This window comes from Streptomyces sp. 4N124 (assembly GCF_052245395.1).
In the GTDB taxonomy this organism is placed as follows: domain Bacteria; phylum Actinomycetota; class Actinomycetes; order Streptomycetales; family Streptomycetaceae; genus Streptomyces.
Window position 1 is genome coordinate 101,286 of the sequence record NZ_JBQQBS010000006.1, and the last position, 17,490, is coordinate 118,775.

General features: G+C 69.3%; 15 protein-coding genes. 5 read left to right on the top strand and 10 right to left on the bottom strand.

All coding sequences use genetic code 11. The features are described from left to right. The first annotated feature begins 47 nt into the window (after window positions 1-47). Both ACTWQO_RS08150 and ACTWQO_RS08155 read left to right on the top strand, forming a co-directional pair. Window positions 48-3,059, top strand: coding sequence for a glycoside hydrolase family 3 protein (locus ACTWQO_RS08150; protein ID WP_443236540.1), 3,012 nt, complete (start codon window positions 48-50; stop codon window positions 3,057-3,059). A gap of 84 nt (window positions 3,060-3,143) precedes the next feature. Next, entirely contained in the window at window positions 3,144-4,490 is a 1,347-nt protein-coding gene (locus tag ACTWQO_RS08155) for a hypothetical protein (RefSeq protein WP_443236541.1), read from the top strand. A 147-nt stretch (window positions 4,491-4,637) separates the two neighbouring features. Here the strand turns inward: ACTWQO_RS08155 and ACTWQO_RS08160 are convergent, their stop codons facing one another. Both ACTWQO_RS08160 and ACTWQO_RS08165 read right to left on the bottom strand, forming a co-directional pair. Beyond that, window positions 4,638-5,420 (bottom strand): serine protease, encoded by a 783-nt coding sequence (locus tag ACTWQO_RS08160; RefSeq protein WP_443236542.1) that lies wholly within the window; start codon window positions 5,418-5,420, stop codon window positions 4,638-4,640. Window positions 5,421-5,571: 151 nt separating this feature from the next. Continuing rightward, window positions 5,572-6,714: a Cmx/CmrA family chloramphenicol efflux MFS transporter gene (locus tag ACTWQO_RS08165; protein ID WP_443236543.1), complete on the bottom strand. Its 1,143-nt coding sequence runs from the start codon at window positions 6,712-6,714 to the stop codon at window positions 5,572-5,574. Between the two features lie 245 nt (window positions 6,715-6,959). On the opposite strand from ACTWQO_RS08165, the gene ACTWQO_RS08170 reads away from it, so the two are divergent. Continuing rightward, the gene (locus ACTWQO_RS08170; protein ID WP_443236544.1) at window positions 6,960-7,526 is read left to right on the top strand and encodes a YdeI/OmpD-associated family protein; all 567 of its coding nucleotides are present in this window, start codon (window positions 6,960-6,962) and stop codon (window positions 7,524-7,526) included. Between the two features lie 132 nt (window positions 7,527-7,658). Here ACTWQO_RS08170 and ACTWQO_RS08175 read toward each other — a convergent pair whose 3' ends face one another. Beyond that, window positions 7,659-8,267, bottom strand: a complete 609-nt coding sequence (locus ACTWQO_RS08175; protein ID WP_443236545.1) for a YceI family protein — start codon at window positions 8,265-8,267, stop codon at window positions 7,659-7,661. A 403-nt stretch (window positions 8,268-8,670) separates the two neighbouring features. On the opposite strand from ACTWQO_RS08175, the gene ACTWQO_RS08180 reads away from it, so the two are divergent. Continuing rightward, a complete protein-coding gene (locus tag ACTWQO_RS08180; protein ID WP_443236546.1) occupies window positions 8,671-10,266 on the top strand; it encodes an acyl-CoA carboxylase subunit beta in 1,596 nt (531 codons plus the stop codon). A gap of 57 nt (window positions 10,267-10,323) precedes the next feature. Next, on the top strand, window positions 10,324-10,515 hold the full coding sequence (locus tag ACTWQO_RS08185) for an acyl-CoA carboxylase subunit epsilon (protein ID WP_210577335.1): 192 nt from the start codon (window positions 10,324-10,326) through the stop codon (window positions 10,513-10,515). Window positions 10,516-10,673: 158 nt separating this feature from the next. Here the strand turns inward: ACTWQO_RS08185 and ACTWQO_RS08190 are convergent, their stop codons facing one another. From ACTWQO_RS08190 to ACTWQO_RS08220, 7 genes are all read right to left on the bottom strand, one after another. Further along, window positions 10,674-11,255 carry a GTP-binding protein gene (locus ACTWQO_RS08190; RefSeq protein WP_026243582.1) on the bottom strand — a complete coding sequence of 194 codons (582 nt, stop codon included), beginning with the start codon at window positions 11,253-11,255 and terminating at the stop codon, window positions 10,674-10,676. Continuing rightward, window positions 11,236-11,823, bottom strand: coding sequence for a DUF742 domain-containing protein (locus ACTWQO_RS08195; protein WP_443236547.1), 588 nt, complete (start codon window positions 11,821-11,823; stop codon window positions 11,236-11,238). Before ACTWQO_RS08195 ends, ACTWQO_RS08190 begins: the two co-directional genes overlap by 20 nt. A gap of 94 nt (window positions 11,824-11,917) precedes the next feature. Beyond that, window positions 11,918-12,331, bottom strand: coding sequence for a roadblock/LC7 domain-containing protein (locus ACTWQO_RS08200; protein ID WP_033321188.1), 414 nt, complete (start codon window positions 12,329-12,331; stop codon window positions 11,918-11,920). 10 nt (window positions 12,332-12,341) lie between these two features. Continuing rightward, on the bottom strand, window positions 12,342-15,623 hold the full coding sequence (locus tag ACTWQO_RS08205; protein WP_443236548.1) for a nitrate- and nitrite sensing domain-containing protein: 3,282 nt from the start codon (window positions 15,621-15,623) through the stop codon (window positions 12,342-12,344). A gap of 383 nt (window positions 15,624-16,006) precedes the next feature. Next, window positions 16,007-16,582, bottom strand: coding sequence for a GTP-binding protein (locus ACTWQO_RS08210; RefSeq protein WP_301984520.1), 576 nt, complete (start codon window positions 16,580-16,582; stop codon window positions 16,007-16,009). Then, window positions 16,563-16,958, bottom strand: coding sequence for a DUF742 domain-containing protein (locus ACTWQO_RS08215; RefSeq protein ID WP_210577342.1), 396 nt, complete (start codon window positions 16,956-16,958; stop codon window positions 16,563-16,565). The genes ACTWQO_RS08210 and ACTWQO_RS08215 overlap by 20 nt, the downstream gene beginning before the upstream one ends. Window positions 16,959-17,070: 112 nt before the next feature. Continuing rightward, on the bottom strand, window positions 17,071-17,484 hold the full coding sequence (locus ACTWQO_RS08220; protein WP_030231800.1) for a roadblock/LC7 domain-containing protein: 414 nt from the start codon (window positions 17,482-17,484) through the stop codon (window positions 17,071-17,073). Window positions 17,485-17,490: the final 6 nt, after the last annotated feature.

Sequence of the window (17,490 nt, forward strand, 5' to 3'; positions counted from 1 at the left end):
GGCGTGATCTAAGTCGTATGTGGACTATGAGAGCCGAGGGAAGGTCCATGCGAAGAACCGCCCTGCTCGTCTCCACCGCCCTGCTGACCGGATTGCTGCCGCTGACCGCCGCGAGCGCGGCCGCCGGCGCCGATGAACCCGCGCCCGTCCCCGTCGACCGCTTCGAGGGCGAGGTCCCCTTCGCGAGCCCGCCCGCCGAGGGCATCTTCACCTGGGGCAGCGACACCGACGACCCGCCCGCCCTCCAGCTGACCGCCCGCCCCGACGCACCCGAGGGCGAGAAGGTCCTGACCGGCACCTACGACATCAGCGGCTACGGCGGCTTCACCCACGACTTCGCCTTCGACAAGCCCGCCCACGACTGGTCGGCCAGCAAAGGCATCCGCTTCTGGTGGGACGGCCGGAACAACGGCAAGAAGGTCCCCTTCGAACTCAAGGACGGCGGCGCCAACGGCGAGGCCTCCGAGCTGTGGACGACCTCTTTCACCGACGACTTCAGTGGCTGGAAACAGATCGAGATCCCCTTCACCGACTTCACGTATCGCACGGACTACCAGCCCGTCGGCGGTATCGACCAGGTCCTCGGCCTCACCGAGATGTGGGGATACGCCGTCACGCTCCCCGTCGGCGTCAAGAGCGACTTCGCCATGGACGGCGTCGAGCTCTACGGCAAGGCGGACCAGTCGCTGCGCGCGTCCGTCACGACCGGCGCCGCCGTGTACCCGGTGAAGGAGGGCGGCACGGCTGCGGTGAAGGTCTCCGTCGTCACCACCGGGTCCGCTCCGATCGACGAGCCCGTGACGGTCACCTACGAGACAGCGGCCGGCACCGCCGACCCCGGCAAGGACTACACCCCGGTCACCGGCACGATCGCCTTCCCCGCCGGCACCGCCTCCGGCACGACCCGCACCGTCCAGGTCCCCACCCTCAAGGACCGGTCAGCCGAGTCCGCGGAGACGGTCCCGCTGAAGCTGACGGTCACCGGTGCCAAGGCCCCGGCGGAAACCGCGCAGGTCGTCGTCGACGCCCACGGACTGCCGTACCTGAACACCAAGCTGCCGCTGAAGAAGCGCGTCGCCGACCTCCTGTCCCGCATGACCCTCGCGGAGAAAGCCGGTCAGATGACCCAGGCCGAACGCGGAGCGCTCACCGCGCAGGGTGACATCGCGACGTACGACCTCGGCTCGCTGCTCTCCGGCGGTGGCTCGACGCCGACGCCCAACACCCCCGAGGCCTGGGCGAAGATGATCGACGGCTTCCAGCTGCGGGCCCAGGCGACCCGCTTCCAGATCCCGCTGATCTACGGCGTCGACGCGGTGCACGGCCACAACAACCTGGTCGGCGCGACGATCATGCCGCACAACATCGGCATCGGGGCGAGCCGCGATCCCCGACTCGCCTACCAGGCGGGCGCGGTGACCGCCGCCGAGGTCCGGGCCACCGGCATCCCGTGGGACTTCGCCCCCTGCCTGTGCGTCACCCGCGACGAACGCTGGGGCCGCTCCTACGAGTCCTTCGGCGAGGACCCGGCCCTCGTCGAGTCCATGGAGACGGTCATCCAGGGCCTTCAAGGGCGCGCGGACGGACGGGACCTGGACCGGAACGACAAGGTGCTCGCCACCGCCAAGCACTTCGTCGGCGACGGCGGCACCGAGTACGGCTCCTCCACCACCGGCACCTACACCATCGACCAGGGCGTCACCAAGGTCACCGAGCGGGAACTGGAGGCCGTCCATCTCGCGCCGTACCAGGACGCCGTGGACCGGGGCGTCGGCACGGTCATGCCGTCGTACTCCTCCCTCGACCTCCTCGGCGACGACGAGGGCCCGGTGAAGATGCACGCGAGCGCCGACATGATCAACGGCGTGCTCAAGGACCGGATGGGCTTCGACGGCTTCGTGATCAGCGACTGGCAGGCCATCGACCAGATCCCGGGCGACTACCCGTCCGACGTCCGTACGTCGGTCAACGCGGGCCTCGACATGATCATGGTCCCGTACGCGTACAAGGACTTCCACACCACGCTGGTCGACGAGGTCGAGGCGGGCCGGATCAGCGAGAAGCGGATCGACGACGCCGTCTCCCGCATCCTCACCCAGAAGTTCAAGCTGGGGCTCTTCGAGCAGCCGTACGCCGACACGAGCGGCGCCTCCAAGATCGGTTCCGCCGGTCACCGGGCCGTGGCGCGGGAGGCGGCGGCCGAGTCGCAGGTGCTGCTGAAGAACGCGGGCTCCGTCCTGCCGCTGAAGAAGTCGCAGAAGGTGTACGTCGCCGGGTCCAACGCCGACGACATCGGCAACCAGACCGGCGGCTGGACGATCACCTGGCAGGGCTCGTCCGGGGACATCACCGAGGGCACGACGATCCTGGAGGGGATGCGGAAGAGCTCCGCGCAGCTGACGTACTCGAAGGACGCGTCGGCGCCGACGACCGGCCATGACGTCGGTGTCGTGGTCGTCGGCGAGACCCCTTACGCCGAGGGCGTCGGTGACGTCGGCAACGGCCACGACCTGGAGCTGACCGACGCCGACAAGGCGGCCGTGGACAAGGTGTGCGCGGCGATGAAGTGCGCGGTGCTGATCGTCTCCGGGCGCCCGCAGCTGATCGGCGACCGGCTCGGCGACATCGACGCGCTGGTGGCGTCCTGGCTGCCGGGCACGGAGGGCGACGGCGTGGCGGACGTGCTGTACGGCAGGCGGCCGTTCACCGGGCAGCTTCCGGTGACCTGGCCGAAGTCGCAGGCGCAGCTGCCGATCAACGTCGGCGACTCGGCGTACGACCCGCAGTTCCCGTACGGCTGGGGCCTGACCACGCTGACCAAGGTCCCGCAGGGCGGGGCGACCGCGCTGAAGGCGCTCGGGATCGCGGCGGCGCTGGCCGAGCGGGCCGGGGCGGACGAGGCGGGCCGTGCGCTGGTCACGAAGGCGAGGCTGATCGTCCAGCAAAAGGCGATCACGCCGGCCTCCGCCAAGCCCTTCGCCGAGGCGGACCGGCTGTTGACGCAGGGGCGGTACGGGACGGCGGTGGAGAAGCTGACCGCTGCCTACCGGGCGGGTTGAGCCCGTCGTACGGCACCGGGTCCGGCGGGATTTGCCCCCGTCGGACCCGGTCCGTTTGCCCGATTCGTCAGGTAGCGTCGAAGTATGAGGACTCCGTTGCTCCGGGGCCTTGTGCGCTGGGCCCTCGTCCCGGTCGCCGCCACGCTGGCGGTGCTGACCGCCGGTGTGCCCGGCGCGTCCGCGGTCGCGGATCTGTCGACAGTCGCCGAGGCGCTGCGCGAGGACCCCGTCTATGTGGACCCCGCCGCCTCCGACCAGCTGTCGTCGGCGGACGCCGAGGCGCTCGCCGACAAGATCAGGGACGCCGACAAGCCCGTCTTCGTGGCGGTTCTGCCGGCCGATCAGCCTGAGAACGACCTCTTCAAGAACCTCCGTACGGAGACCGGCATCACCGGCTTGTACGCGATCCGCAGCGGTGACCGCTTCGGTGCCCAGGCCGACTCCTCCGTGCTCCCCAACCAGGCCGTGGACAACCTGGTCACGGCCGCCGAGAGCACCGCCGATCCCAAGGCCCAGCTGAACGACTTCGTCGACTCCGCCCTGCAGAACGTGGGCGGCTCGGCGCCGTCGTCCTGGGGTTCCACGACGACGGACGACGGCGTGCCGGTCGCCGGTCTGGTCACCACCGGTGTGGTGCTGGCAGCGGGCGGTGCGGGCGCCTACGCGCTGGTGCGGCGCCGGCGTCTGATGCATGAGCGGGAGCAGCGGGCCGCACTGGAGAAGCTGCGGGTCGTCGTCGACGAGGACATCACCGCCTTCGGCGAGGAGCTGGACCGCCTCGACTTCCATCCGGGCGAGCCCGGCGCGGACGACGCCATGCGGGAGGACTACGAGCACGCGCTCGACGCCTATGACAAGGCGAAGACGCACATGGCTCAGGCGGAGAAACCCGAGCACGTCCGTGCCGTCACGCAGTCCCTGGAGGACGGCCGCTTCTCGCTGGCCCGGCTGGAGGCGAGGCGCGAGAAGAGCCCTCTGCCCGAACGCCGGCCGCCCTGCTTCTTCGACCCGCGGCACGGCCCGTCCGTCGCCGACGAGGCCTGGACGCCGTCCGGCGGCGCACCCCGCGAGGTGCCCGTCTGCGCAGCCGACCGGTCCCGGCTGGCCGACGGCCGCGATCCGATGGTCCGCGAGGTGGACACCGACTCCGGCCGCCGCCCCTACTGGGACGCGGGCCCGGCGTACGGCCCCTGGGCGGGCGGCTACTTCGGCGGTGGCATCCTGCCCGGCCTCCTCATCGGCACCGTGCTCGGCAGCATGATGGCCACCCCCGCCTACGCGGCCGACTACGGCTCCGGCTACGGCGACTTCGGCTCCGGCGGTTATGAGGGCGGCGATGTCTCTGGCGCCGACTTCAGCTCGGACGACTTCAGCGGCGGCTTCGGAGGCGGGGACTTCGGAGGGGGCGGGGACTTCGGCGGAGGGTTCTGAAGCGCCGTAAGGGGCGCGGGGAACTGCGCGACAAGCCACGACGGACCCGCAGCCGACCGACAACCGATCGCGGCACAACCCGCGGAGCGAAGGGCCCCGGCGCACACATCCGCACCGGGGCCCATCAAGCCGTACGAGACAGGGAACTCAGAGCGACGAGGCGGCCGAAGCGATCGCGGAGGCGAAGGTGGAGACCTCAGTGTAGACACCGGGCGCGTTCGGGCGGGCACACCCGATGCCCCAGCTGACTATGCCGACCTGGATCCACGCGTTGGACGCGTCACGGCGGAACATGGGACCGCCGGAGTCACCCTGGCAGGTGTCGACCCCGCCGGAGGCGAACCCCGCGCAGATCTCCTCGTTCGCGACGAGGCCGCTGTAGCCGCTGTAGGTGCGGCAGGTGGCGTCACTGACGAACGGCACGGTCGCCTTGAGCATGTATCGCTGCTGGCCGCCGCCCTCGGTGGCGGCGCCCCAGCCGGCGACGGTGAAGGTGCCGGTGTTGTACTGGTTGGTCGTGGCGATCTTCAGCGTCGGCAGGTTGATCGGCTGGGCGAGCTTGATGAGGGCCCAGTCCTTGCCGGTGCCGTTGTAGCCGGGTGCCCGGTAGACGTACGTCGAGCGGACCTGGACGCGGCCGGAGGTGGACTGGAGGTCCACGACACCGGCGGTGGCGGTGATGCTGGTGTTGGGGCCGGTGGAGCCGACGCAGTGCGCGGCGGTGAGCACGATCTGCTGGGTGTAGAGCGCGCCACCACAACCCATGGAGAGCCGGACCATGAACGGGAACTCGCCCTGCGCGGCGCGGGTTCCGCCGACCACGGGCGCGGGAGCGGCCTGCGCCGAGGACACGGGCTGAAGGCTGACGACCGCGAGCACGGCCGCACCGGCGACCGCGCATCTCTTGAGGGCTTTGAGGAGAGTCTTCAACGTGACGCCTTCCGTGGGGGGTTGGCAATCGACCGGCCCACGCCCGTTCATGTCTGACATGACGGTTCTGGCATGGACCGGTCAATTCCTGGTTGCTGGATTATGTGGACGCTGTGAGCGCGTGCACAAGGACCGAAAACCGGCCAACCACCTAGTTCCTTCGTGGCCTGATGGCGACGGCCACGGCGAGCGCGATCGCCACCAGCGCCGCGCTGATCCACAGGGGCGACCGGTAGCCGAGCCCGGAGCCGATCGCCGTACCGCCGAGCCAAGGGCCCAGCGCGGCACCGACGTTGAACGCGGCCGTGGCGAAACCGCCCGCGAGCGTGGGCGCGCCGGACGCGGCGTAGAGCGCCCGGGAGATGAGGGTGGACCCGACGCCGAAGGCGAGCGCGCCCTGCACGAGGACGAGGCCGAGCGCGAGGCCCGGGTTCCCGGCCGCGAACGCGAGCGCACCCCACCCGACGCCCAACGCGACACCGCCCGCCCCCAGCACCAGAGCGGGCCGCCGGTCCGCGAGCCGCCCGCCGACGCTCACCCCGACGAACGAGCCCAGGCCGAACAGCGCGAGCACGATGGGCACCCAGCCGCCCGGCAGCCCGGTGACGTGGGTGACCAGAGGCGCGAGATAGGTGAACGAACAGAAGGTCGCGCCGTTGACCAGGGCGCCCAGCAGCAGCGTGACCAGGAGCCGGGGACGGCGCAGCGTGCGCATCTCCAGCCGTAGCGCGGGACGCGTGACATCGGCGGCCCCGGCCGGCACCGACCTCGCGACCGCCGCCAGCGCCGGCACCGACAGCAGGGCCACCGCCCAGAACGCCGAACGCCAGCCCCACAGTTGACCGAGCAGCGCCCCCGCGGGCACCCCGATCACACAGGCGAGGGTGACCCCGCCCAGCAGCGTGGACGTGGCCCGCCCCTTGGCATCGGGCTTCACCATGTCGACGGCGGCCACCAGGGCCACGGCCAGGAACCCGGCGTTCGCGAGCGCGGCCACGACCCGCGTGGCGAGCAGCACGCCGAAACTGTCGGTGACCGCACCGACGACATGGACGACGAGAAAGGTGCCCAGGAATCCCAGCAGCGCACCCCGCCGCGACCAGCGCCTGCCGAGCCCGGCCATCAAGGGCGCCCCGACGATCATCCCCACGGCGAAAGACGAGGTCAGAGCACCCGCGGCGGGGACGGAAACGCGTAGATCCCGGGCGATGTCCGGCACCAGTCCGGACAGCATGAATTCAGAGGTCCCCTGGGCGAAGACGGCAACGCCCAGCAGAAGAAGAGCGAACGGCATGAAGAAACTCCGCAACCCGAAGTCGAAGTCGAACACGACACGTCGGACGGCAGTCCGGTGGCGTGACGACGCGACGACATGACGGATCGCGGCAGACGCGGAGGGCGCCTGCTCAGCCCGAGGTCACGAACAGCCACCGGAGAGCCGGTGGCCGGAGTCTGGACGCTTCGGGGCTGGACACGGGACGCACACTAACGGCCCCCACGTGACCCGCTCCACCGGTTTTCCGCGCCTACGGTTTCCCCATGACGTCTCCCGACGAGCCGCAGCCCCACCTCTTCACGTCCGTCGCCGACCTGGACGCCTGGCTCACGGCTCACCCGGCGCCGCATCCCGGCCTGTGGGTGAAGGTCGCGAAGAAGGGCTCGGGCATCCCCTCCGTCACGGCCGCCGACGTCAATGACGTGGCCCTCTGCCACGGTTGGATCACGGGCCGGCGCAGGGCGCTCGACGACTCGTACTTCCTCCAGAGGATCACCCCGCGCAGGCCGGGCAGCCTCTGGTCGATGGTCAACGTGCGGCGGGTGGCGGAACTCTCCGAGGACGGCCGGATGCGCCCCGCGGGCCTCGCAGAAGTGAACGCGGCCAAAGCGGACGGGCGTTGGGAGGCTGCGTACGAGTCGCAGAAGAACGCCGCCGTACCGGAGGATCTGGCGCGGGAACTGGAGCGGAACCCACGGGCCAAGGCCGCCTTCGACCGGCTCGGCAAGACGGACCGGTACCTCGTCATGCTCGGCCTGCTCCAGGCCCGTACCCCTGAGAGCCGAGCCGTCCAACTCGCCGCGGTGATCGCAAAGTTGGTAGCGGGCTGAACGCCGAACGCCCGCCCTCCCGCTACGACGGGTGGAGGGCGGGCGTGCGTGCTCATGCGGCGCGGTTTCACGGAGGCCCGTTCACCTTTACGGAGCCACGTTCAGGAAACCCCGTTCAAGCCGAGCGCAGCGTCACGCGTTCTTGATCGCCGAGATGTCGAAGTTCAGCTTGATCTTGTCGGAGACCAGGACACCGCCGGTCTCCAGCGCCGCGTTCCAGGTCAGGCCCCACTCGGAGCGCTTGATCTCCGCCTTGCCCTCGAAGCCGACGCGCTCGTTGCCGAAGGGGTCCTTCGCGGCGCCGTTGAACTCCAGGTCGATGGTGAGTGGCTTGGTGACGCCGAGGATGCTCAGGTCGCCGGTGATCCGGTAGTCGTCGTCGCCGAGGGCCTCCGCCTTGGTGGAGCGGAAGGTCATGGTCGGGAACTCCTCGATCTTGAAGAAGTCGGAGCCCTTCAGATGCCCGTCACGGTCCGCGGAACCCGTGTCGACGCTGTCCATCTTGACGTCGATGGAGGCGGTGGACTGCGCCGGGTCGGTGCCGTCCAGGTGCAGCGAGCCGGTGAAGTCGAGGAATTTGCCCTTGACGTTCGTGACCATGGCGTGGCGGGCGACGAACCCGATCGAGGAATGAGCCGGGTCGATGGTGTAGTCGCCGGTCAGGGCGGCCAGGTCGGAGGTCGCCGCGGCGGTCTCGGCGGCGGTCGCGGTGGTGTCTTCCTTGCGGCCGAAGATGCCCATGATCTGCTCCAAAGGGGACGGGTCGCGGCTCCGGGCGGAGACCACGGCCGGTGATGTTGAAGATTCAACGAGGTCAACACGGCCGACCGTAGACCTATTCCGTTCGAGCTTCAACATCTTGCGCGCCGTGTTCCTGAAAGGCCGCCGGGCAGTCGCCTGGAGGTACGCTCGACCGGCCGTCGAGCCGTGCCTGAGTTTCACTCCGGCGATGGCATGTGCCGCACATGAATGTGAGGTGGCTCTCGGCTGACAAATTGTGCGACCTCTACAAGCCGGATCCCCTCTGACCAGTCGGAACGCCTGCATGCCGTCGAGGTTCTGTCCAGGGGTACCAGGAAAACGGGCCGGAGACTGTACGGAGTCGACGGCCCGCTTTCCTTGCTGTCCTTCGTAAGGTCGCTACATGACCGTTTTGGATGAGGCGCCGGGTGAGTCCACGAGCGAGCCGACCGACGCCCGCGGGCGCGTGGCCGAGCTGCACGAGATCCGGGCGCAGGCGGTGGCCGGTCCGAGCGAGAAGGCGACGTCGGCGCAGCACGCCAAGGGCAAGCTGACGGCCCGGGAGCGCATCGAGCTGCTCCTCGACCCGGAGTCCTTCCGGGAGGTCGAGCAGTTGCGCCGGCACCGGGCGACCGGGTTCGGTCTGGAGGGCAAGAAGCCGTACACGGACGGTGTGATCACCGGCTGGGGCACGGTGGAGGGTCGTACGGTCTTCGTCTACGCCCACGACTTCCGCATCTTCGGCGGTGCGCTGGGCGAGGCCCACGCGACGAAGATCCACAAGATCATGGACATGGCCATCGCGGCCGGGGCGCCGCTGGTGTCGCTGAACGACGGTGCGGGGGCCCGTATTCAGGAGGGCGTCTCGGCGCTCGCCGGATACGGCGGCATTTTCCAGCGCAACACCAGGGCGTCCGGCGTGATCCCGCAGATCTCGGTGATGCTGGGCCCGTGCGCGGGCGGCGCGGCCTACAGCCCCGCGCTGACCGACTTCGTGTTCATGGTCCGCGAGACCTCGCAGATGTTCATCACCGGCCCGGACGTGGTCAAGGCGGTCACCGGCGAGGAGATCACCCAGAACGGCCTGGGCGGCGCGGACGTGCACGCCGAGACCTCCGGCGTGTGCCACTTCGCCTACGACGACGAGGAGACGTGCCTCGCCGAGGTGCGCTACCTGCTGTCGATGCTCCCGCAGAACAACCGCGAGAACCCGCCCCGGGTGGACTCCACGGACGCCCCGGACCGCCGCAGCGACGTCCTGCTGGACCTGGTGCCGGCGGACGGGAACCGGCCGTACGACATGGCGAAGGTGATCGAAGAGATCGTCGACGACGGCGACTACCTCGAGGTCCACGAGCGCTGGGCCCGCAACATCATCTGCGCGCTGGCCCGGCTCGACGGCCAGGTGGTCGGCATCATCGCCAACCAGCCGCAGACCCTCGCCGGGGTCCTGGACATCGAGGCCTCGGAAAAAGCTGCGCGCTTTGTCCAGATGTGTGACGCTTTTAACATCCCGATCGTCACTTTCCTGGACGTGCCGGGGTTCCTCCCCGGTGTCGACCAGGAACACGGCGGGATCATCCGGCACGGAGCGAAGCTGCTCTACGCCTACTGCAACGCGACCGTGCCGCGGATCTCGCTGATCCTGCGCAAGGCCTACGGAGGTGCGTACATCGTCATGGACAGCCAGTCCATCGGTGCCGACCTGACGTACGCCTGGCCGACGAACGAGATCGCGGTGATGGGCGCGGAAGGCGCGGCCAACGTCATCTTCCGCCGGCAGATCGCCGAGGCGGAAGATCCCGAGGCGATGCGGGCCCGGATGGTCAAGGAGTACAAGTCCGAGCTGATGCACCCGTATTACGCGGCCGAGCGCGGTCTGGTCGACGACGTGATCGACCCGGCGGAAACCCGCGAGGTCCTGATCAAGTCCCTGGCGATGCTGCACACCAAGCACGCAGACCTGCCCTCCCGCAAGCACGGCAACCCTCCGCAGTAACCCAGCGGACCCTCTGCGCTACCCGCGCGGAAACCTCTCTCACGGAGACTGAGACCTATGAACACCCCTGACATCCGCGTCGAGAAGGGCCACGCCGAGCCCGAGGAAGTCGCCGCCATCACAGCCATCCTCCTCGCCCGCGCCGCCGCCCAGCCGCCCACCGAGCCGACCCACCGAGGCCGCGCCAAGGCCGGCTGGCGCCGCCTGGAGCGCGAGCCGGGTTTCCGGGCCCCGCACAGCTGGCGCTAAGACCCACCCCGTAAGGGGCGCGGGGAACTGCGCGACCAGCCACACACGGCCCGCAGACGGCCAACTACCCGCAGGGGCAGCCCAGTAGCCGCACGCAGCACACCAAAAGGGGGCGCCCTCTCCAAACGGAGAGGGCGCCCCCTTTTGGCACCGCGCGGCTAGCGCAAGCGAGCCATCAACGCATGCTCCACGAGAGTGATCAGCGTCGACTTCGCGTCCGCGCGATGCCGCGCGTCCGTCGTGATGATCGGAGTGTCAGGCCCGATCTGAAGCGCTTCCCGGACCTCGTCCGGATTGTACGGCTGCTGTCCGTCGAAGCCGTTGAGGGCGATGACGAACGGGAGTCCGCTGTTCTCGAAGTAGTCGACCGCGGGGAAGCAGTCGGCGAGACGGCGGGTGTCGACCAGGACGACCGCGCCGATGGCGCCGCGCACCAGGTCGTCCCACATGAACCAGAACCGGTCCTGACCGGGGGTGCCGAACAGGTACAGGATGAGGTCCTGGTCCAGGGTGATACGGCCGAAGTCCATGGCGACCGTCGTGGTCGTCTTGTCCCCGGTGTGGGTGAGGTCGTCGATGCCTGCCGAAGCAGACGTCATGACGGCCTCCGTGCGCAGCGGGTTGATCTCCGAGACGGCGCCGACGAACGTGGTCTTGCCCACGCCGAAGCCGCCAGCCACCACGATCTTCGCGGACGTGGTGGAGCGGGAAGGCCCTCCGCTAGAGCTTGCGAAGTCCACTGAGCACCCTTTCGAGCAGTGTCACGTCTGGCTGGCCGCCGGCGTTCTCGTCGCCGCCGGGCTGATGGATGGCGACCAGGCCCGCCTCCGCCAAGTCGGCGACGAGGATCCTGGCCACGCCGAGGGGGATCGTGAGGAGAGCCGAGACCTCGGCCACCGACTTGATCTCTCGGCAGAGGTTGCAGATTCGCTGATGCTCGGGCAACTGGCCCTGCATCTGATGCGGCTGCGCGGTGGTGTGCACCAGTGCCTCGATGGCGAGCTGGTAACGCGGGCGCGTCCGGCCGCCGGTCATGGCGTACGGGCGCACCAGGGGGTTGCTTGACGCCCCGGCGGGCGCCTGCTCAGGGGCGCGTCGCTGCGGCTGCACCGGCTGGATGCGCGGCTGATGCGGCTGGTCGTACGGCCCGGGACCCTGCGGCCCCTGAGGCGGGTACGGCTGTTGCCGCCGCTGGCTCGGTGCGGAGGGGAAGTTGTACCGGTTCGCCGACCCGTCGTCCTGACCCGGGCCCTGGGCAGGGCCGTATGACCAGTTGCCCGAAGACGAACCGCCTGGGGGTGTTGCCACTTTCTCCTCCTCCGACTGTGCCTGGCACCCATCACTGTGGAGCCGCGTCCCGAAACCTTACGGCCACGGGACGCCAAAACGCACCGTCTGACTGTTAGTTGAGAAGGCTCCCTTGGAGCTCCGCACGCAGATCAGGGGTGAGGACCGTACCGGCACGGTCCACCAGAAGCGCCATCTCGTACCCAACGAGGCCGATGTCCGCCTCCGGGTGTGCAAGAACTGCGAGCGACGAACCGTCGGAGATGGACATGATGAAGAGGAATCCCCGCTCCATCTCCACAACCGTCTGGTTCACACTGCCGCCCTCGAAGATGCGCGAGGCACCGGCGGTCAGTGAGGTCAGACCGGAGGCGACCGCCGCGAGCTGGTCGGCGCGGTCGCGCGGAAAGCCTTCGGACATCGCCAGAAGGAGTCCGTCGGCGGAGACCACCACCGTGTGGGACACCCCGGGGGTGTTGTCCACGAAGTTGGTGATCAACCAGTTCAGGTTCTGCGCCGCCTGGCTCATCGGGCTCACACTAACGCTCCTGGTTGTAGGTGCTGTCAGGACCACTGTGTTGATTTCTAGTGGCCTGGCCGTTCGTTTCACTTCCCGCGCTGCGTCCCCGCTGGACACCGCGGCGCAGGTTGCTCAGCCTGCCCCGGACGTCCTCGGGAGCGCGGGAGACCTGTGGGCCACCCTGAGGGGTCGCTTCGGCGGTGCCTTCGACCAGGTTGGCCTTGGGTACCCGCCGCGGCAGGCCGGAGGCGGTCACTCCGCCCGCCTTGGGCTTGCGGAGCTGTGCGGCCTGCTGCCAGCGCGCGTCGTTCGCCGAGCGCCAGTCGCCGTTGCCGCTTCCGTTGCTGTCCGGTGCGGAGGCCGGCTGCTCCTGGTTCACGGGCCGCGAGCCGTTGCCGTTCGCGGGGGTTGCTCCGCGGCGGGGCAGTCCGGCGTCGGTCAGCTCGTGAGACGCGGAGGGGGCCGGTCCCGGACGCTCGAAGCCTACGCTGTCGCTTTCCCTCACGTCAGCGGCCTGCGCGGACTCCGGTTCCGGAGCGTACTCGGAGCCGTAGCCGTTCTGGTAGTCGTTCTGCTGCGGCCAGTCGTCCTGGTAGCGCCGCTCCTCGAAGGCCGAGAACGTCTCCGGCGCGGAGCCGCGGGGTGCCGAGTGGTCCTCCTGGACCGGCTCCGGATAGGAGGGCTCGGGGTAGCCGCCGTTCGACGAGAACGTGTCGTTCTGCGGCAGGCCCCCGTTCGGCGCGTAGTACGGCTCGTCGTACGCCGGACGCTGCTGCTCCTCGTACGGCGTCTGCTGCCGCTCGTCGTACGCCGTCTGCTGGTCGTACGCGCCGGGCTGCTCGGGGTAGCCGCCCTGGCCGCCCTCGTAGGGCTGCTGCAGGTCGTCGAACGCGTCGGCGTACGAGGGGGCGGAAGCGTCCTGGGCGGGCTGCTGGCCCGGGTTCTGCGGGCTCTGGGACTCCAGGGCCGCCCGGCGCTCCTCGCGCATCAGGGAGCGGCCTACGGGGTCCAGCTCGCGTATGTCGTCCGGGACCTCGGCGTAGCGGCTGTCGTCGAAGCCGAGCTCCGCGGCCGTGCGCAGCGGCTGGCGGTTGAAGTCCTCACCCTGGAAGCTGCGCTCCGGGATGATCTGGGAAACGGTGAACTCGTCCGGGGCCGACTGGTAGTCGCCGCCACCACCGTGGGTGATCGCGTCGGGCAGCATGACCAGGGAGGTCGTACCGGCCTGCTCGCCGGAGGGGCGCAGCTGGACCCGGATGCCGTGCCGGTCGGACAGCCGGCCGACCACGAACAGGCCCATGCGCTGGGAGATCGCGGCGTCCACGGTCGGCGGGTTGGCCAGCTTGTGGTTGATGTCCGCGAAGTCCTCGGCGGTGAGGCCGATGCCCTTGTCGTGGATCTCGATCATCACGCGGCCGTCGGGGAGACGGGTCGCGGTGACGCGGACCTTGGTCTGCGGGGAGGAGAACGTGGTGGCGTTCTCCAGCAGCTCAGCCAGCAGGTGCACGAGGTCGGTGACCGCGCGGCCGTGGATCTCGGCCTCGGGGACGCCGGAGAGCTCGATGCGCTCGTACTGCTCCACCTCGGAGGAGGCGGCGCGCAACACGTCGACCAGCGGGACCGGCTGGTCCCAGCGGCGGCCGGGCTCCTCGCCGGCGAGGACCAGGAGGTTCTCGCCGTTGCGGCGCATACGGGTCGCCAGGTGGTCCAGCTTGAAGAGGTTCTCCAGCTGGTCCGGGTCGGCCTCGTTGTTCTCCAGGTCGGTGATCAGGGTCAGCTGGCCCTCGATCAGCGACTGGTTGCGGCGCGACAGGTTGGTGAAGATCGCGTTGATGTTGCCCCGCAGCAGGGCCTGCTCGGCGGCCAGTCGGACCGCCTCGCGGTGGACCTGGTCGAAGGCCCGGGCGACCTCGCCGATCTCGTCGGTCGAGTTGATCGGGATCGGCGCGACCCGGGTGTCGACACGGCCGGGGTCGGTGCGCGAGAGCTGGTCGACCAGCATCGGCAGCCGCTGCTCGGCGATGCCGAAGGCGGCGTTGCGCAGCTGGCGCATCGAGCGGGACATCTGGCGGGCCACCATGCCGGCCAGGATGAACGCGGCGAGCAGGGCGACCACGACGGCGGCACCCACGATGAAGGCGTCCCGCTTGGCGTCGTCGGCGATCGACGCGGCCTCGTTCACCGCGGTGTCGGCCAGGTCCGTCTCGATCTGGCGGTAGGCGTTGTACTTGAGGGTGTTGACCGCCCACCAGTTCTGGGCGGTGACGCCCTTCTCACCGAGGGCCTCACGGACGGAGGGGTCCATGCCCTGCATCGTCGCGACCGCCGAGACCATGGCGGTCGGGTTCGAAGGCGGCGGCACGTACTTCTCGCCCTGCGCGGCGGCGTCCGCGGCGGCCTGCTTGGCCATCGCCGCACCGTCGGTCTTGATCTGCTCCTCGGCGTCCTTGAGCTTCTGCTCGTCCGCCGCGGTACCACCGCCGATGTACTCCTCGACGGCGATGCCTTCCAGGTACGCATACGAGGAGAGGGCGACGCGCTGCTTGCCGAAGCCCTCGGCGTCCGGGCCGGGCTTGATCAGCAGGTGCATGCCGATGGCGCGCTGCAGCGACAGGGCCGCCTTGGTGAGCTCGATGGCGTAGACGGTCCGGCCGTAGCTGGTGATGTTGCCGGTGCCCAGACCGAGCTCGTTGGCGAACTCGGTGAGGGGGTGCGCGACCTCGACGTAGCCCTCTTCGGTCTGCACACCCGTGAGCTTGCTCGTGTACGCGGCCGCTCGCAGCTTGGCGAGCTTGGGCTCCTCGTCACGGAACAGCTTCAGGCGGCGCTCCAGGCCCGCCTTCTGCGGCATGTTCTGGGCCGCTTCGTCGAAGGCGTCGGCGGCCTCGTCCGTGGCCCCGCGCGCCTTGGTGACGGTCGCCTTGTCCTCGGCGTTCTGTGCGCTGCCCTTCAGCAGGGGCGCAGCGGTGGTGTCACGCTCGATGTAGAGCGCGTCGGCGTAGTTCAGGGATGCCCGGACCAGGCGCGCGGTGTTCTCCGCGTCCTCGGCCTCCTGCCAGGTGTCGATCGAGCTCTTCACCTGGAAGCCGCCCATGACCAGGCCGACCACCACGGGTATGAGCAGGATCGCGTTCAGCCGGGTCGGCACGCGCCAGTTGCGTGGGGAGAAACGGCCGCCGCTCGGAGCCGGCGCGGCCGTTGGCTCCGATCCGGGCACATGGGCGGGCGCCGCTCCGCGCGGCGGCGGGGTGAAGTTGCCCCGCGCCGACGACGGCTCGGGACCGTTCTTGCTTCGCCTCACTCGACCAACAACCTCTCGGCGGTCGGCACCTTCGTTGTGCCGCAGTGTCTCAGAGCCCTGTGTCATCGACTGAGTACGTCTTTGACTATTGGGCAGTTCAGGCATTCCAGCACGTGGCCGTGCGCTCTTCCAAACAGTGGAAAGCGATCATTACAAGCGATGTAAGCCCCAGATAAAACGGTCATAAAGAGCGAGCCCCGTCAAATGACGGGGCCTTTGTGTGCGCAGCGACACGAGTCGACCGCGACGCGTGGCGGTACCACCCGATTCCTCTGCCGAAACGTTATGAACACCGTGGCCGACCGTGTCAAAGGACACAGTCGGCTCCGGGACATCTACGACAACTGCCGTATGGCGCTTCCAACTTGAGTGTGAGCCGAGCGCTACCTCAGACGAGCCATGAGAGCGTGCTCGACCAGCGTGATCAGGGCACTCTTCGCATCCGACCGGTGTCGGGCATCCGTCGTGATGATCGGAGCGTCCGGACCGATCTGCAGCGCCTCGCGCACCTCTTCGGGAGCGTACGGCTGGTGTCCGTCGAAGCCGTTGAGCGCGACGACGAACGGCAGCCCGCTGTTCTCGAAGTAGTCCACCGCCGGGAAGCAGTCCGCCAGGCGCCGGGTGTCCACCAGGACCACGGCCCCGATGGCGCCGCGCACCAGGTCGTCCCACATGAACCAGAACCGGTCCTGACCCGGCGTACCGAACAGGTACAGGATCAGGTCGCGGTCCAGCGTGATGCGGCCGAAGTCCATGGCCACCGTGGTGGTGGTCTTGTCCCCGGTGTGGGTGAGGTCGTCGATGCCCGCGCTCGCGGACGTCATCACGGCCTCGGTGCGCAGCGGGTTGATCTCGGAGACGGCGCCGACGAACGTCGTCTTGCCGACGCCGAAGCCGCCGGCCACCACGATCTTCGCGGAGGTGGTGGCCCGACCTCCGTCAGAGCTTGCGAAGTCCACTGAGCACCCTTTCGAGCAGTGTCACATCGGGCGCGCCGGTGCTCTCGTCGCCGCCCGGCTGATGGATGGCGACAAGGCCGGCCTCGGCGAGGTCGGCGACGAGGATCCTCGCCACGCCCAGCGGCATGGCGAGGAGAGCCGACACCTCGGCGACCGACTTCACCTCACGGCACAGATGGCAGATGCGCTGGTGCTCCGGGAGGAGTCCCATGAGCGCCGCCGGGTCGGCCGTGGTGCTGATCAGGGCCTCGATGGCGAGCTGGTAGCGCGGCCTGGTACGGCCGCCGGTCATCGCATAAGGACGTACCAGCGGCTCGTCGCCTTCGTCCCCGTACGGCTCCGCGTACGGATCATGAGAGGCGGTGGGCGGGGTCATGAATCCTCCGGGCGGGACAGCAAGTCGGTCAGTCGTGCCGTCAGACGGTGGCCGGTGGGGGGATTGTGGCGGCCGGACGGTGATTTGGTGAGACGGGTAGATCCGGGGCGGGTCAGTGGAGCAGACTTCCTTGCAGTTCGGCGCGCAGGTCGGGCGTGAGCACTGCGCCCGCGCGGTCGACCAGCAGCGCCATCTCGTAGCCGACCAGGCCGATGTCGCACTCGGGGTGGGCCAGGACGGCCAGGGACGAGCCGTCCGAGACGGACATCAGGAACAAGAAGCCGCGTTCCATCTCGACGACCGTCTGTGCCACGTCGCCCCCCTCGAAGATCCGGGAGGCCCCGGCCGTCAGCGAAGTGAGACCCGACGCGACGGCCGCGAGCTGATCGGCTCGATCGCGCGGGAAGCCTTCCGACAGCGCCAGAAGGAGACCGTCGGCGGACACGACGACGGTGTGGGACACCCCAGGGGTGTTGTCCACGAAGTTGGTGATCAACCAGTTCAGGTTCTGTGCCGCCTGGCTCATCTGCCT

What these genes read in the sequence shown, in the direction of transcription:
- ACTWQO_RS08155 (WP_443236541.1), top strand. Translation starts at nt 3,144, where the DNA reads ATGAGGACTCCGTTGCTCCGGGGCCTTGTGCGCTGGGCCCTCGTCCCG.
- ACTWQO_RS08215 (WP_210577342.1), bottom strand. Translation starts at nt 16,958, where the DNA reads ATGACCCCGCCCACCGCCTCTCATGATCCGTACGCGGAGCCGTACGGG.
- ACTWQO_RS08180 (WP_443236546.1), top strand. Translation starts at nt 8,671, where the DNA reads ATGACCGTTTTGGATGAGGCGCCGGGTGAGTCCACGAGCGAGCCGACC.
- ACTWQO_RS08165 (WP_443236543.1), bottom strand. Translation starts at nt 6,714, where the DNA reads ATGCCGTTCGCTCTTCTTCTGCTGGGCGTTGCCGTCTTCGCCCAGGGG.
- ACTWQO_RS08150 (WP_443236540.1), top strand. Translation starts at nt 48, where the DNA reads ATGCGAAGAACCGCCCTGCTCGTCTCCACCGCCCTGCTGACCGGATTG.
- ACTWQO_RS08175 (WP_443236545.1), bottom strand. Translation starts at nt 8,267, where the DNA reads ATGGGCATCTTCGGCCGCAAGGAAGACACCACCGCGACCGCCGCCGAG.
- ACTWQO_RS08200 (WP_033321188.1), bottom strand. Translation starts at nt 12,331, where the DNA reads ATGAGCCAGGCGGCGCAGAACCTGAACTGGTTGATCACCAACTTCGTG.
- ACTWQO_RS08170 (WP_443236544.1), top strand. Translation starts at nt 6,960, where the DNA reads ATGACGTCTCCCGACGAGCCGCAGCCCCACCTCTTCACGTCCGTCGCC.
- ACTWQO_RS08220 (WP_030231800.1), bottom strand. Translation starts at nt 17,484, where the DNA reads ATGAGCCAGGCGGCACAGAACCTGAACTGGTTGATCACCAACTTCGTG.
- ACTWQO_RS08185 (WP_210577335.1), top strand. Translation starts at nt 10,324, where the DNA reads ATGAACACCCCTGACATCCGCGTCGAGAAGGGCCACGCCGAGCCCGAG.